Raw genomic sequence first — 14,478 nt, forward strand, 5'->3', positions numbered from 1 at the left:
TGTTTTAAGTTGAGCCAAAAAGCCACAGAACGTGATGATCAGGCAGAAGAACTAAGGAAACTGTTAAGTGAAGTTCAGCAGGGAGAAAAGGGAAGACCTAGTCAACAAGCGAACTTAGATGACGAAGTAGTATATGAACGAGAGATTGATATATTAGAACTACCTCCCAGGAAGGAAGTACATGGTACAAAGAAGAAACGAACCCAGATTAAGTTAAGTCGCCCTCTACTCCGGTTTTTGATAGTAATTATACTTCTTTTGCTTGTATTAACAGGTGTTTATTACTTATGGGCAGATGAAATAATCACCATATTAAGTAATTGAATATCTGGGCAGCGAATAATGGAGCACATAATTTCCCTGAAGTAGTATAAGATTTTATAGAAAGCGGATAGATGGAATCTGTTTCTATCTGTCGTATCATCAAGAAAGTGATGTGTGCAGACAGACAACCAGAAGGAGAAGATATATGGTGAGATTTATAATTAGAATGTCAGTATCATTGCTTTTGCTGTCTTTTTATATGTTTTATCTAGCACATCGTGATACGATTAATTATAAAACGATATATGATAAAAGGCTGCCCGATAACTTTACAGGCTTTCGGATATTTTTTATATTGGATATCCATACTCGTACTATTGAGGAAGCCACTTTAAAATCGATTAAAAATTCGATTGATATAGTAATTATTGGTGGTGATTTAACTGAAAAAGGCGTTCCTTTAGAGCGAACTAGAGAAAATATCCAAAAGCTGGCCAAATGGAACGTTCCCATTTATTTTATTTGGGGAAATAATGATTATGAGTCTTCACCGGATAAGTTATACTCTTTACTAATAAAAGAAAATGTAACGGTATTAACAAATGAGAGCCGGGATATTTCTGCTAACGGACAAGTTATCAGCTTGTTGGGACTAGACTGCTCCAGACATCGAGAAGCAAGAATCGATCTTGCTAAAGAAAACGCAAAAGGCGATTACTTTATATTAGTAACACATGATCCTAATTCTTTCGACGAAATGGATAAGGAAGATCAATACGGTATACATACTGTTTTATCCGGACATACACATGGCGGACAGATTCGCTTGATGGGATATGGCCCATATGAAAAGGGCAGCTTTCAAAAAGACGGATATACCATTAAGTTAATTAGTGAAGGATATGGTTACACCTGGTTGCCTTTTCGGTTGGGAACAAAATCTGAGTGTCACGTCATTACTTTTATGCACGACGTGTACGACCATAGCGAACAAGGATAATATACAGACTGAAATTCGCCATACTAATTAAACGAAAATACTTATGTAAAGTTCAACAATCACGAATAAAGCATATAGTGTATAAAGAAATAAATTCCCTGTTTCTATCATACAGAAATGCTTGATTTATGTTCGATTCAAACAAAGGGCTTAAAAGGAGGATGCTATATGCGTATAGAGAGAGTGTCCGATAATCAATTTACGATATTTTTAACATTTGATGACTTAATCGAACGCGGTTTTACCAAGGAAGATTTGTGGCATGATGCATCAAGTGTGCAAAGCTTGTTTAGTGATATGATGTATGAAGCTAGTTCGGAGCTGAATTTTGAATTAGAAGGCATGTTGCTGGTACAGGTTCACTTAATGCAGGCACAAGGGATGCATGTTGTGGTAACACAGAAATGTGAAAATAATATGAATTGGGATGAGGATTTTATTGAGATGAAAGTTACGTTGGATGAAAGTAGAGAGCTATTATTCTCCTTTGCAGATTTTGAGGACGTTATCCAGGTATCCTCGTACTTGTCAGCCCTATTAATTGAAGGTGGGCAGGTATACTATATGGATGGCCGCTACTACATGTTATTCAGTGATGAAGACCTCAAAGATAAAAACAAAGAAGATATTATTGCTGTTATGTCGGAGTACTCTAATCCAAGTATAATTACCTCGTACCGGCTTTATGAATATGGAAAAGTAATATTCAAAACAAAGGCTGTTCAACAAATTATAAGTAACTTTTATTAAAACATCACAGGAATCAATAATGGGATGGATCTGAGTACCAAAATTATTATTAGGAGTATCTGAACAGAGGGGTGAACGATATGAAAATTGCAGTACTATATGGAGGTATCTCAGGTGAGCGCGAAGTTTCGTTGTCTTCTGGCAAAGGTATCATGGCAGCGTTAAAAAATAATGGTCATGAAGTTATCGGTATAGATTTCCATCCCAAGAGATTAAAGGAGATAATAAACCTGGATGTTGATATGGTATTTATTGGCCTTCATGGGAAACATGGAGAAGATGGACGAATCCAGGGACTTTTGGATTTAATGGAGCTGCCATACGTAGGTTCAGGTGTATTAGCATCAGCATTGGCAATGGATAAAGCTAAGGCTAAGCATACATTTCAAATGAATAACATACCTACAGCAAAGAGTAGCGTGTATTCAGTTACAGCGGATTTCAGCACAACAAAAATAGAAGACATGATTAACTCGTCTTATACACCCCCATTTGTTATAAAGCCAAATAGAGAAGGTTCAACACTGGGGTTAACTATTGTGAATCAAAAAATAGAAACTAAAGAAGCAGTTGAAAAAGCAGTTTTAAGTGATGATACCATAATGGTAGAAGATTTTATTAAAGGAAAAGAATTAACGGTTGCGGTTTTAGGTTCAACAGGAAATGAAATAGCTCTGCCAATAATTGAAATTATCCCCAAAAATACACATTATGATTATGAATCTAAATACACACCAGGTGGAAGCGAGCATATAGTTCCTGCACAACTGGACGCTGAGATTACAAAGAAAATTAAGGCATATGCCGTTCTGGCTCACCAGGTATTAGGATGTACAACATATTCCAGGGTGGATTTCATTTTGGCTGAGGACAATACACCCGTTATTCTCGAGGTCAACACGTTGCCAGGCATGACTCCAACCAGTCTTTTTCCAGACGCAGCAAAAGTAACTGGGTTGAGTTATGATGAAATGATAGAGACGTTTATACAGTTAACGAAATAGGCACAAAAAGAAACCGTTTTCATTATATAAATAAATTATATGAAAAATGGCTTCATTTTATTGCATAATTATTATGAAAGTGTATACTAATCACTGAGTACAGCTATATTTAAATATTTATAGATATTCTAGGAGGTAAATTCATGGTGGCCGAAAAAGCAGCAGACTCTACCAAGGAAAGTAAACAACAAATGGACGTATTAAATTCAACTCGTACTGTCGTAAAAACAGCATTAGATAGACTTGGCTATCCGGATGAGGTGTTTGAACTTCTAAAAGACCCGATCCGTATGATGACAGTTAGAATTCCTGTTCGTATGGATGATGGTAATATTAAAGTATTTACAGGGTACCGTGCACAACATAATGACGCAGTGGGTCCGACAAAAGGTGGAGTTCGATTCCATCCTGATGTAACAGAAACAGAAGTTAAGGCATTATCTATTTGGATGAGCTTAAAGGCTGGTATCGTAGATTTACCCTATGGCGGGGGAAAAGGCGGAATTGTATGCGATCCTCGTGAAATGTCATTTCGTGAACTGGAAGGGATCAGTCGTGGATATGTTCGGGCAATTAGCCAAATAGTTGGTCCGACTAAAGACATCCCGGCTCCTGACGTATTTACAAACTCACAAATAATGGCATGGATGATGGATGAATACAGTAGAATTGATGAATTTAATAGTCCTGGCTTTATTACGGGTAAACCACTCGTACTTGGTGGTTCACACGGGAGAGAGTCTGCAACTGCAAAAGGTGTTACAATATGTATTAATGAAGCTGCTAAGAAAAAAGGGATCGATGTAAAAGGAGCAAGAGTAGTTGTTCAGGGATTTGGGAACGCTGGTAGTTTCTTATCGAAATTCTTACATGATGCTGGCGCTAAGATTGTAGGTATATCTGATGCGTATGGCGGCTTACATGATCCTGAAGGACTGGATATTGATTATTTATTAGATAGAAGAGATAGCTTTGGTACGGTTACTAAGCTTTTTAATAATACCATAACGAATAAAGAGTTGTTGGAATTAGATTGTGATATTTTAGTACCTGCAGCTGTAGAAAATCAAATAACTGCAGAAAATGCACATAATATAAAAGCAGGAATTGTTGTAGAAGCTGCCAATGGTCCAACTACTATGGAAGGTACAAAGATCTTGTCTGAAAGGGGAATCCTCTTAGTACCAGACGTATTAGCTTCTGCAGGTGGAGTCACTGTTTCCTACTTTGAATGGGTACAAAACAATCAAGGTTATTACTGGTCTGAAGAAGAAGTTGATGTAAAACTTCATGAAATAATGATTAAGGCATTTAACACAATCTTTAACACTGCTGAAACAAGACGGGTTGATATGCGTCTGGCAGCATACATGGTTGGAGTTAGAAAAATGGCTGAAGCTTCAAGATTCCGTGGTTGGGTTTAAACTGAACTAAGTAAAACAGAATATATGACGAAAAAACTCTTATCATGTATAGTTAGATAAGAGTTTTTTCGTGTCTAATAGCTGTGTAAAAGTTATCATTAATTAAAGGAAGTGTAGATAGATGCTAAATGAAAAAGTCATAATAATTGGGGCGGGACCCTGCGGAATGTCCTGCGCTATTGAATTACAGAAACATGGGATTGACCCACTAATTATTGAAAAAGAGAATATAGTAAACTCGATTTATAATTATCCGACTCACCAAATGTTCTTCAGCTCGAGTGAAAAGCTTGAGATTGGTGATATGCCTTTTATTACGGAGAAACAGAAACCAGTAAGAAATCAGGCATTAGCCTATTACCGAGCTGTAGCGGAGCGTAAAGGTCTACGGATTAACACTTTTGAAAGGGTAATAAATATACAGAAAGAGGAAGGAACCTTTCTTATTAAAACCAAGAAAAGTACAACTGATGAGAAATCATACATAGCAGAACATATAATTGTTGCCACGGGATATTATGACCAACCGAATTATATTAATGTACCAGGGGAGAACTTAGATAAGGTAATGCATTATTTTAAAGAAGCTCATCCTTACCACAATACGGACGTGGTTGTAATTGGCGGTAAAAACTCAGCAGTAGATGCAACACTAGAACTTCACAAAGCCGGTGCTAGGGTCACAGTCCTTTATCGTGGTAGTGACTATTCAACTAGTATAAAACCATGGATCCTTCCTGAGTTTGATGCATTGGTCAAAAAAGATATCGTTCAAATGATTTTTAACTCAGAAGTCTTAGAAATAACACAGGGAGATGTCTGTTATTCTGTAGAAGGAAAGGATATACGAATAAAGAATGACTTTGTTTTCGCGATGACTGGGTACAAGCCGGACTATAATTTCTTAACAGATATAGGTGTTACAATCGACGAGAGTAATGGGAAACCCAGTTATAATGAAGAAACTATGGAAACGAATGTGGCTGACGTTTACATTGCAGGTGTGGTTGCTGCAGGTTATAATAATAATGCGATTTTTATAGAAAATGGACGTTTTCATGGTCAGTTGATAGCTAAAGCTATCAGTGAAAATATATAATTGAAAGAGGCTGGGACATAACTAAATGGGAAGAATGGAAATCGAACAATCGGAACTTAGCGTAGGCAAAATACGCAGACTCCTGTGGGAACAGCACGAGCTTAAGATCCACTGTGTGAAGTGCTCTTCTTCACACAGTTAGCTGAAGCCGTGCCCACGAAAAAGCGAAGTATTTTGCCGAAGCGATACATTTGCTCAGGCGTTAATGTTCGGGTTTTCCTGAATAATTCCTCTTTTTGTCCCAACCTCTTTCTGCTTTTAAAACTCATCTTCGAATATTTCATTCAATCTACGAAAATCATTCGTCTCCTCAAGAGCAATTAACAATTTTATCCTGGCTTTTGGCCCAGTTAAGCTGTTTGCAAGAATAACTCCCATTTCTTTTAAGTCTTTACCCCCACCTTCATAGCCGTAAGTTGGTTGTACTACTCCTTCATAACATCTTGAAACAAGAATTACGGGGATATTTGCTTTAATCATCTTTCTAATTGGTGCTACGGTCTCTATTGGTAAATTACCTTGCCCGAACCCTTCGATTACCAATCCATCAGGTTTTACTTGGTAAACCCCCTCTAACAGAACATCATCCATCCCAGCATATGCTTTTAGTAAGAATACTTTATTTGATATTTCTTTAATCGGATGGGAATAGCGGGATATTACCGTATGATGAAAAAAGACAGATTCTTTCGTAATTATTCCTAAAGGTCCATATTGTGGACTTTGAAAAGTCGCCACATTGCTTGTAGATGTTTTTGTAACATTTTTAGCAGTATGAATCTCATCATTCATTACAACAAGTACTCCTTTATTTGATGCTTCATCTTCTACAGCAACTCTGAGGGAGCTTATCAGGTTATAAAGTGCATCTGAGCCAATCTCATTACTTGATCTCATTGCTCCTGTGATAATAACGGGTTTTTCGGTTTTAAGTACGAGATCAAGAAAGTAAGCTGTTTCTTCTAAGGTGTCCGTACCATGAGTAACTATTATACCATCATATGAATGTATCAATTCTTCTATCTTTAAGGCAAGATTTAACATATGATGTGGTGTAATCTGGGGTGATGGTAATGAATACACAATAATCTCTTCCGTATTTCCATATGCTTTAAAATGGAAAGATAAATCAGTCAGGGGATGTGTATTTGTCGTATTAACCTCTCCGGTTTCTTTATTTTCGATCATTGATATAGTACCACCTGTATGAATAATTAATATATCTTTCATTTTTGTCACCTGCTTTTTAGCTATTTTCAATGTTATTACTTAATGATACGATGATTGTATTGAATTTGGAAAGAGGTAGAGTTAGCCATGTTTGCTATATTATCAGCGGGAGTAGCACCCACATTAGCATTAATGTCTTTTTTTTATTTAAAAGATCGTATTACTGAACCAATACCATTAATTATAAGAACTTTTTTGTTGGGAGCATTATTTGTATTTCCAATAATGTTTATACAATACGTTTTAACTGCAGAGTTTTTACATACCAGTACTTTTATTCACTCGTTCTTTATCGTTTCTTTACCTGAAGAGTTTTTCAAATGGTTTATTTTTATTTACGCTATTTATCATCATTCTGAATTTGATGCACATTATGATGGTATCGTATATGCGGTGGCGATCAGCCTTGGATTTGCCACAGTAGAAAATATCTTGTATTTATTTACTAATGGTATTGAATATGCATTCTCAAGAGCTTTATTTCCTGTTTCATCACATGCTCTGTTTGGAGTTATTATGGGATATTACTTTGGTAAGGCTAAAACGAATGATTTCTATAAAAAAAGAAATATAGCATATGCATTTATAATCCCTTTCCTCTTACATGGAATCTACAATTATATTTTAAAAGCCATTACAAGTGGATGGTTATTTTTACTGATTCCTTTCATGATTGGTTTATGGGTGTTAGGACTGCAACGGGTCAAAAAAGCTAACGAACCTGTTAATTCTAATACTATTTATAAAAAAAATAAAAGGCAAGCATAACCCTTCTATATAAACAAATATGGAAGGGTTTTTTGCTGGAATTATTTACTTATATTAAAGACATTTGATAATCATGAATAAAAAAGACTTTTATTCAAAAAATAGGTAGTACAAACAATACAATGGAAACCAGGAGGAAATAGGATGAACTATAGAAGACTGTCTCTTTTGTTTTTAATACTATGTTTCTTGTTTGCAGGACTTCTGGATTCACAATCGCCCAAGTCAGTTAATGCTTTTAGTGGGCAAGTGATCCAGCAAGGTGCAGTGGGTGAGGATGTAATTGAATTACAAGCCAGGTTACAATATCTGGGTTTTTACAATGGAAAAATTGATGGTGTATTCGGCTGGGGTACCTATTGGGCTTTACGTAATTTTCAATATGAGTTTGGTATGGAAATAGATGGTTTAGCTGGAGAGACTACAAAGCAGAAATTAGTACAAGCAAGTAATTATGATGAGAATTTTGTTAAAGAACAAATTAATCAAGGGAGAAGGTTCACACACTATGGTGGAGTGGATAAGCAAAAACAAACCGGCCCCGCACCAGCGAAGGATACGGGGAGAGGTGAAGCAGGAGAAGACCAAACTGGTGAAACAGAAGCGGCTACAAACACATCTGTTAATGTTCCTCAAGGATATTCCCAAAACGATATTCAGTTAATGGCCAATGCTGTATACGGTGAGGCAAGAGGAGAACCATATGTCGGGCAAGTAGCAGTTGCTGCGGTTATTTTAAATCGTATTGAAAGTCCAACATTTCCCAATACTGCATCAGGGGTCATTTTTGAGCCACGTGCTTTTACTGCAGTTGCCGATGGACAAATTTGGCTAACACCCGATGATACTGCAAGAGAGGCAGTATTGGATGCAATAAATGGTTGGGACCCAAGTGGTAATGCAGAGTACTATTTTAATCCTGATACCGCTACATCTGGTTGGATTTGGACAAGACCACAAATCAAAAAAATCGGAAAACATATATTTTGTCATTAGAAAGGTGTGATGTAAATGATACGGTGGATAGTAATTGGAGTACTAACTATTGGAATTATTGGAACGGGCGTTTGGGGTTATCAAGAGCGCCAGGAGAAGAATGCAATTCTTATTCAAGCAGAAAACACGTACCAACGCTCATTTCATGACCTCTCTTATCATATTGATCTATTACATGATAAGATCGGTACAGCCCTGGCAATGAACTCTACACAAAGGTTGTCGCCACAATTAGTGGACATATGGCGCTTAACGTCTGAATCACTCGCTGATGTTGGTCAGCTTCCACTAGGATTACTTCCATTCAATAAGACGGAAGAGTTTCTTTCCAATATTGGAGATTTCACATATCGAACAGCGGTAAGAGATTTAGAATCGGACCCTCTATCTGAGGAAGAAACTAAATCACTGGAGAATTTATACAAGCAATCAGGTGAAATTAAAGACGAATTAAGACAAGTTCAGCATATCGTTTTGGAAAACAATTTACGTTGGATGGATGTACAAGTTGCATTAGCAAATGAAGATGAACCAGTTACTAATTCAATTGTTGATGGTTTTAAAACAGTGGAGAAAACGGTGGATGGCTTTTCTGAGGCTAATGCTAACACAGCATTAATTGGAACCTCTTCTACGAAAGAACACGAATATAAATTCTTAACTGGAGATGAAATCAGTAAAGAGGAAGCATTAACGAAAGGCAGAGAAATATTTAATGTTAAAAATCAAGAAGATGTAACAATTACAGAGAGCGGCGATGGATCTGATATCCCGTTATATAGCATTTCTTATCGAAATGACGAAAAAAGCGCTTATATGGATATGTCGAAAAAAGGTGGCCATCCACTCACCGTCCTGGTAAACAGACCCATTAACGACAAAGAGATCAGTTTGAACGAAGGATTGGAAAAGGCGGAAGAATATATTAAAGAGCAGGACTTTGAAAATATGACACTTTTTCAAAGTAGTGAATATAATAACACTGGGCATTACTCATTTTTACACAACGAAGATGAAATCCGTATTTATTCAGATGCAATGGAAGTAAAAGTAGCATTGGATAATGGAGATATCCTAGGATTTACTGCCAGCAACTATTTTATGAATCATACGGATAGAGATATTCCTGAACCAGATATTTCCGAATCGGATGCTAAGGAAATGGTCAATCCAAACGTTGATATTCAAGAAGAATTTTTAGCTGTAATTGACAATGATTTAGGTGAAGAGGTATTGGTGTACGAGTTCTTAGGTGTACTTGATAATGAAACATATCGAATCTTTATTAACGCAATGGATGGAAGTGAAGAAAAAGTAGAAAAATTGAATGGTACAGAAATAAATTTTGCAGGAGGTTTTTAGGGAGGGACAAAAGTCTTTCCCTTTTTTGACTTTTCTGTAATAATAGGACTATAGTAACGCGATATGAATTTATAAAACGGATATGTCAATGGTAATAGTAGTAACTTAAGGGGGGACTATTTATGAAAATAGGTACATTGCTTACCTTAGAATTTAAAAAAGCTCAACAAACAATTAAATACCGCTGTAAGGTTATCGAAAAAAATGAAAAATACTTATTTATCGATTATCCAATCGATACTGAAACAAAGAAAACAGCATATTTATCAAAAGGGACAAAACTATCAGCTACGTATATAGGAAATGACCAATCCATTTATAATTTCCGTACAGAGATTGTTAAAAAGGTTAAATTAGTCGTTCCCGCTTTGGCTATTCCATTGCCTGACGATGATAAAGTTCAACGAATTCAGCGGAGAGAATTTGTAAGAATTGATACAGCTATTGATGTAGCCATACATAGTGCAACTAACTCTATCGCACCTATAGTGACTGTGACATCTGACATCAGTGGCGGTGGTGTATCGATTATAATCCCCAGGGGAAGAACACTGGAAGAGGGCAGTAAAGTAACTATGTGGATTGTGCTTCATATGCATTCAGGTCAATATAAATATATCACCGCTGAGGCTGAAGTTGTACTATTGAAATCAATAAATAATACGATTCAAACTGCCTCGTTAAAATTTACTGATATTACGAAACAGGCGCAACAAACCATCATACGATATTGCTTTGAAAAGCAACGTGAAACGAGAAAAAAGGAATTATCAATTTAGTGCAACACCCAACCTTACACAAGATAACTTTTATTAAAAGTCCTCTTCACATAATTAAGTGCACAAAATAAATAAAAGACGAAGTAATGAAAATTCTCTTTCATGACACTTTTTCTCTTTCTGATGATGGTGGAGTGCTTCAATTCGCTCCGTCAGAACACTTCGCTTTCCATGGGCACGGCCTTAGCCTCCTCAGAAGTAAAGAACGCTTCTTCCGGGGTCTTCGGACACGTGCTGTTCCCATAGGAGTCTGCGTATTCTGCCTTCGCTAATAGAGATTTCCTGATTTTCTAGCTGTGGAAATGCAAGACTCATTTAAAATACATCTGCATTTTCTTCGTGCGATTTAATATTGCCGAAGCTTTACTGCGGGGTCTTCAGTTGGGACTTGGGACTGTGATTACTCTTCTCCCAAAAAGCTTTGGGACTGCACCTTTGGTTCGCTCCACCGAAAAGAAATGTTGCTTTCCGCAAGAGTCGACTGTCCACAGCGAAATTTATAAAGCATTAAGTGAATTTTTCATAACACTGCACAATACCTAGCGAAGTGTATTTTCCGTAGCGGGGTGAGAAAGCCACACTCAATAACAGCAGAATTTAAATTTTCATTACTTCGTCTTTTAAATCAAGTATTACTTATCGTTGAATAGCAACGATCTTTTAGAAAAAAGCCTTATTAACAGAGCACATAGGAATAGTTTCCTGTTCAAAGTAAGCGAAGATTTTTAACAAATAATCGTAACAGGATGGCTATACAATATATAATTCGAAAGTCTACTGGGATATGAGTTTACAATTCTTACAGAGATTCTGCAAACTGGCTTAGTCAAATCAAAAGTGGCAGGCAGTTCACTGATTATGTTATTATTTATATAAGCATACGTTAATAACTTGGCATACGTTAATAACTTGGCATACGCCAAGTTTTTTAAATGAAGTATATAGTACCTATCTTTAGAGGTTATGAGAGGAATGAACAGCATTAATGAATAAAAGTGCAATAGCAATCGCAATAGATGGTCCAGCTGCAGCTGGTAAAAGTACGGTTGCAAAAATAGTAGCAGAAAAATTATCTTATATTTATATCGATACTGGAGCAATGTATCGCGCTTTAACACTAAAGGCAATAGAGAATAAATTGGATTTAGATAACGAAGAACCTTTAATTGAATTACTCACAAATACAACAATTGAATTAGAGCAGAGTGAGAATGGACAACTCGTTTTGGTGAACAGCATTGATGTTACAGCTGAAATACGTTCTCAAAGTGTTACAAATAGTGTTTCTTACGTTGCAAAACACCCTCGTATTCGTAAAGAGATGGTGAAAAGACAACAGATATTAGCAGATAAACGCGGCGTAGTTATGGATGGAAGAGACATTGGGACTCATGTCCTGCCAGACGCTGAAGTGAAGATCTTTCTAATCGCCACTGTGGAAGAACGAGCTAAACGAAGGTATGAAGAAAACACTAAGAAGGGTTTTCATTCTAATCTGGAAAAATTAAAAGAAGAAATAGAGCAAAGAGACCTTCTTGATTCACAAAGGGAGACAGCACCTTTAATAAAGGCAACAGATGCGATAGAGATAGATACAACATCACTATCAATACAGGATGTCGCACAACTGATTTTAAAGGAAGTAGCTAGTACTCGTAAAGAATAAATCAAAGCACTAATCTGGATTTGTCAAAGGAGATTTGATATGAGCCTATATAAAATAGCAAAAAACCTAGTAGCAATTATCTTTTACCCTCTTTATCGAATCAGGGTATATGGAAAAGAAAACATACCTAAGCAGGGCCCGGTCATCATATGTTCTAATCACATTTCCAACTTAGATCCCCCAGTGGTAGGAATAACCTCACCAAGAGACATTCATTTTATGGCTAAAGGGGAACTGTTTGAAAAACGGTTTATGGGTAAATTACTAGTAGGTATACAAGCTTTTCCTGTGAAAAGAGGTATGAGAGACCGCAATGCGCTAAGAAAGGGACTTGAGATTCTTGAAAAAAATGAAACGCTGGGTCTTTTTCCAGAAGGTACCAGAAGTAAAACTGGAGAATTAGGTGATCCATTAGCAGGTGCTGGTTTCTTTGCGTTACGCTCTAATGCATTAATTGTTCCCTGCGCGATAATAGGTCCTTACAAACCCTTCAGAAGGCTTCATGTAGTTTATGGGAAGCCAATGAACATAGAACACTATCGCAACTCTAAAGCCTCTGCAAAGGAAGCAGCAGATGCAATAATGCTGGAGATCAAGACACTTATTGAAAACCATGAAGCAAAAACTACTTTACTTGACAAATAATTAGAATTATTAGAAGTTATTAAAAGAAGATTGTATTTATTCATTAACATTTAGTAGTATTAGGGTACCAACGCAAAAATGTTAGATTGTTATTATAGAAGGTATAAGATGATCTAAACTTTTCGAATTGCATTAGGAGGGCTATGGATATGAGTGAAACTAACAATGAGTTAACAGAAGTACAAGTTGGAGACACGGTAACCGGAACAGTTGTTAAAGTGGCAGAAAAACAGGTTCTTGTTGATATTGGGTATAAATCAGAAGGAATATTACCAATTAGTGAGTTATCAAGTCTTCATGTTGAACTGACGAGCGATGTCGTTAAAGAAGGCGACAGTCTTACGCTAAAAGTGAAGAAAGTAGATGAGGATGAGGTTATTCTTTCTAAAAAAGCGATTGATGCAGAAAAAGCATGGGTCGAATTGGAGAAAAAATATAATAATGAAGAAGTTTTTGAAACAGAAGTAAAGGAAGTTGTTAAAGGCGGATTAGTTGTAGATGTTGGAGTACGTGGATTCATTCCAGCTTCACTGGTTGAAACTTATTTCGTAGATGATTTTACGGAATATAAAAATAAGTTATTATCCGTAAAAATTGTTGATCTGAACAAAGATCAAAATAGAATTATTCTTTCACACCGTGCAGTAGTTGAAGAAGAAGCCAGCAGCCAAAAGCAATCTGTCCTGCAGTCTTTAGAGGAAGGACAAGTGCTGGAAGGTACCGTGCAGCGTATTACAAACTTTGGAGTTTTTGTAGATATTGGAGGCGTTGATGGTCTTGTTCATATATCACAATTAGCCCATAAACACGTAGAAAAAGCTTCTGATGTAGTAACAGAAGGTGAGAAAATTAAGGTTGAAGTGTTATCGGTTGATCTAGACAATGAACGAATTTCATTATCTCACAAAAAGACACTTGCTGGACCCTGGGCTAATATAGATGATCGAATCTCAAGCGGGGATACACTGGAAGGTACCGTTAAAAGGCTGGTTAATTTCGGAGCGTTTGTTGAAGTATCGGATGGGGTAGAAGGCTTGGTTCATATATCACAAATCGCAAACCGCCATATTGGTACTCCACAAGAAGTATTGGAAGTCGGTCAGCAAGTAAAGGTAAAGGTATTGGATGTGAATGAAAAAGAAGAGCGTATCTCTTTAAGTATTAAAGAACTTGAACAAGAACAGGAAGCTAAAGAATTTAAACAATATGCTAAAGATGACGAGCATTCAGGCTTCCAAATTGGTGACTTTATTGGTAACAAGTTAGATAAATATAAATAAACACAAAAACAAAGACAAGGTTCTTTCTCAGTAATTTTGAGATAGAACCTTTTTTATTTTGTAGAAAACTATGATTTGAGGCCTGTAGATAGCAAACTAAGCTATCTAGACAGGTCCAACACAAGCGCCTAGGGACTAGCGAGGCTTCCTTCACCGCCGTAATCTAACTCAACATCGATTACGTTACAGATAGGGAAGGCCAACTAAAACC

14 protein-coding genes are annotated in these 14,478 nt (G+C 36.6%); 13 read left to right on the forward strand and 1 reads right to left on the reverse strand.

Annotation, left to right across the window (positions count from 1 at the left end; genetic code table 11):
* Nucleotides 1-9 precede the first annotated feature (9 nt).
* From QGM71_RS02865 to QGM71_RS02890, 6 genes are all read left to right on the forward strand, one after another.
* Complete coding sequence (locus QGM71_RS02865; RefSeq protein WP_327605998.1) at nucleotides 10-324, forward strand: hypothetical protein; 315 nt, start codon at nucleotides 10-12, stop codon at nucleotides 322-324.
* A 145-nt stretch (nucleotides 325-469) separates the two neighbouring features.
* Nucleotides 470-1,264, forward strand: a complete 795-nt coding sequence (locus tag QGM71_RS02870) for a metallophosphoesterase (protein ID WP_327605999.1) — start codon at nucleotides 470-472, stop codon at nucleotides 1,262-1,264.
* A gap of 168 nt (nucleotides 1,265-1,432) precedes the next feature.
* Entirely contained in the window at nucleotides 1,433-2,014 is a 582-nt protein-coding gene (locus QGM71_RS02875; RefSeq protein ID WP_327606000.1) for a genetic competence negative regulator, read from the forward strand.
* A gap of 80 nt (nucleotides 2,015-2,094) precedes the next feature.
* Nucleotides 2,095-3,018, forward strand: coding sequence for a D-alanine--D-alanine ligase (locus tag QGM71_RS02880; protein WP_327606001.1), 924 nt, complete (start codon nucleotides 2,095-2,097; stop codon nucleotides 3,016-3,018).
* A 143-nt stretch (nucleotides 3,019-3,161) separates the two neighbouring features.
* Nucleotides 3,162-4,442, forward strand: a complete 1,281-nt coding sequence (locus tag QGM71_RS02885) for a Glu/Leu/Phe/Val family dehydrogenase (RefSeq protein WP_327606002.1) — start codon at nucleotides 3,162-3,164, stop codon at nucleotides 4,440-4,442.
* A 121-nt stretch (nucleotides 4,443-4,563) separates the two neighbouring features.
* Nucleotides 4,564-5,541 carry a YpdA family putative bacillithiol disulfide reductase gene (locus QGM71_RS02890; protein WP_327606003.1) on the forward strand — a complete coding sequence of 326 codons (978 nt, stop codon included), beginning with the start codon at nucleotides 4,564-4,566 and terminating at the stop codon, nucleotides 5,539-5,541.
* Nucleotides 5,542-5,799: 258 nt separating this feature from the next.
* On the opposite strand, the gene QGM71_RS02895 is transcribed toward QGM71_RS02890, so the two are convergent.
* Nucleotides 5,800-6,771, reverse strand: coding sequence for an asparaginase (locus QGM71_RS02895; protein ID WP_327606004.1), 972 nt, complete (start codon nucleotides 6,769-6,771; stop codon nucleotides 5,800-5,802).
* Between the two features lie 87 nt (nucleotides 6,772-6,858).
* Here QGM71_RS02895 and prsW point away from each other — a divergent pair, with 87 nt between their 5' ends.
* The 7 genes from prsW to rpsA all read left to right on the forward strand — a co-directional run bounded on the left by prsW (nucleotide 6,859) and on the right by rpsA (nucleotide 14,267).
* Nucleotides 6,859-7,539, forward strand: coding sequence for a glutamic-type intramembrane protease PrsW (gene prsW / locus QGM71_RS02900; RefSeq protein WP_327606005.1), 681 nt, complete (start codon nucleotides 6,859-6,861; stop codon nucleotides 7,537-7,539).
* Nucleotides 7,540-7,683: 144 nt separating this feature from the next.
* Complete coding sequence (gene sleB / locus QGM71_RS02905) at nucleotides 7,684-8,535, forward strand: spore cortex-lytic enzyme (RefSeq protein WP_327606006.1); 852 nt, start codon at nucleotides 7,684-7,686, stop codon at nucleotides 8,533-8,535.
* Nucleotides 8,536-8,550: 15 nt separating this feature from the next.
* Nucleotides 8,551-9,897, forward strand: coding sequence for a germination protein YpeB (gene ypeB / locus QGM71_RS02910; RefSeq protein WP_327606007.1), 1,347 nt, complete (start codon nucleotides 8,551-8,553; stop codon nucleotides 9,895-9,897).
* Between the two features lie 122 nt (nucleotides 9,898-10,019).
* Nucleotides 10,020-10,676, forward strand: a complete 657-nt coding sequence (locus QGM71_RS02915; protein WP_327606008.1) for a flagellar brake protein — start codon at nucleotides 10,020-10,022, stop codon at nucleotides 10,674-10,676.
* Nucleotides 10,677-11,661: 985 nt separating this feature from the next.
* A complete protein-coding gene (gene cmk, locus QGM71_RS02920) occupies nucleotides 11,662-12,342 on the forward strand; it encodes a (d)CMP kinase (protein ID WP_327606009.1) in 681 nt (226 codons plus the stop codon).
* Nucleotides 12,343-12,381: 39 nt separating this feature from the next.
* A complete protein-coding gene (locus tag QGM71_RS02925; RefSeq protein ID WP_327606010.1) occupies nucleotides 12,382-12,987 on the forward strand; it encodes a lysophospholipid acyltransferase family protein in 606 nt (201 codons plus the stop codon).
* A gap of 149 nt (nucleotides 12,988-13,136) precedes the next feature.
* Nucleotides 13,137-14,267, forward strand: coding sequence for a 30S ribosomal protein S1 (rpsA, locus tag QGM71_RS02930; RefSeq protein ID WP_327606011.1), 1,131 nt, complete (start codon nucleotides 13,137-13,139; stop codon nucleotides 14,265-14,267).
* Nucleotides 14,268-14,478 lie beyond the last annotated feature (211 nt).

Source organism: Virgibacillus tibetensis (assembly GCF_036026595.1).
Classification (GTDB): domain Bacteria; phylum Bacillota; class Bacilli; order Bacillales; family Amphibacillaceae; genus Virgibacillus_P; species Virgibacillus_P tibetensis.

What these genes read in the sequence shown, in the direction of transcription:
- QGM71_RS02870 (WP_327605999.1), top strand. Translation starts at nt 470, where the DNA reads ATGGTGAGATTTATAATTAGAATGTCAGTATCATTGCTTTTGCTGTCT.
- QGM71_RS02875 (WP_327606000.1), top strand. Translation starts at nt 1,433, where the DNA reads ATGCGTATAGAGAGAGTGTCCGATAATCAATTTACGATATTTTTAACA.
- QGM71_RS02880 (WP_327606001.1), top strand. Translation starts at nt 2,095, where the DNA reads ATGAAAATTGCAGTACTATATGGAGGTATCTCAGGTGAGCGCGAAGTT.
- QGM71_RS02885 (WP_327606002.1), top strand. Translation starts at nt 3,162, where the DNA reads ATGGTGGCCGAAAAAGCAGCAGACTCTACCAAGGAAAGTAAACAACAA.
- QGM71_RS02890 (WP_327606003.1), top strand. Translation starts at nt 4,564, where the DNA reads ATGCTAAATGAAAAAGTCATAATAATTGGGGCGGGACCCTGCGGAATG.
- QGM71_RS02895 (WP_327606004.1), bottom strand. Translation starts at nt 6,771, where the DNA reads ATGAAAGATATATTAATTATTCATACAGGTGGTACTATATCAATGATC.
- prsW (WP_327606005.1), top strand. Translation starts at nt 6,859, where the DNA reads ATGTTTGCTATATTATCAGCGGGAGTAGCACCCACATTAGCATTAATG.
- sleB (WP_327606006.1), top strand. Translation starts at nt 7,684, where the DNA reads ATGAACTATAGAAGACTGTCTCTTTTGTTTTTAATACTATGTTTCTTG.
- ypeB (WP_327606007.1), top strand. Translation starts at nt 8,551, where the DNA reads ATGATACGGTGGATAGTAATTGGAGTACTAACTATTGGAATTATTGGA.
- QGM71_RS02915 (WP_327606008.1), top strand. Translation starts at nt 10,020, where the DNA reads ATGAAAATAGGTACATTGCTTACCTTAGAATTTAAAAAAGCTCAACAA.
- cmk (WP_327606009.1), top strand. Translation starts at nt 11,662, where the DNA reads ATGAATAAAAGTGCAATAGCAATCGCAATAGATGGTCCAGCTGCAGCT.
- QGM71_RS02925 (WP_327606010.1), top strand. Translation starts at nt 12,382, where the DNA reads ATGAGCCTATATAAAATAGCAAAAAACCTAGTAGCAATTATCTTTTAC.
- rpsA (WP_327606011.1), top strand. Translation starts at nt 13,137, where the DNA reads ATGAGTGAAACTAACAATGAGTTAACAGAAGTACAAGTTGGAGACACG.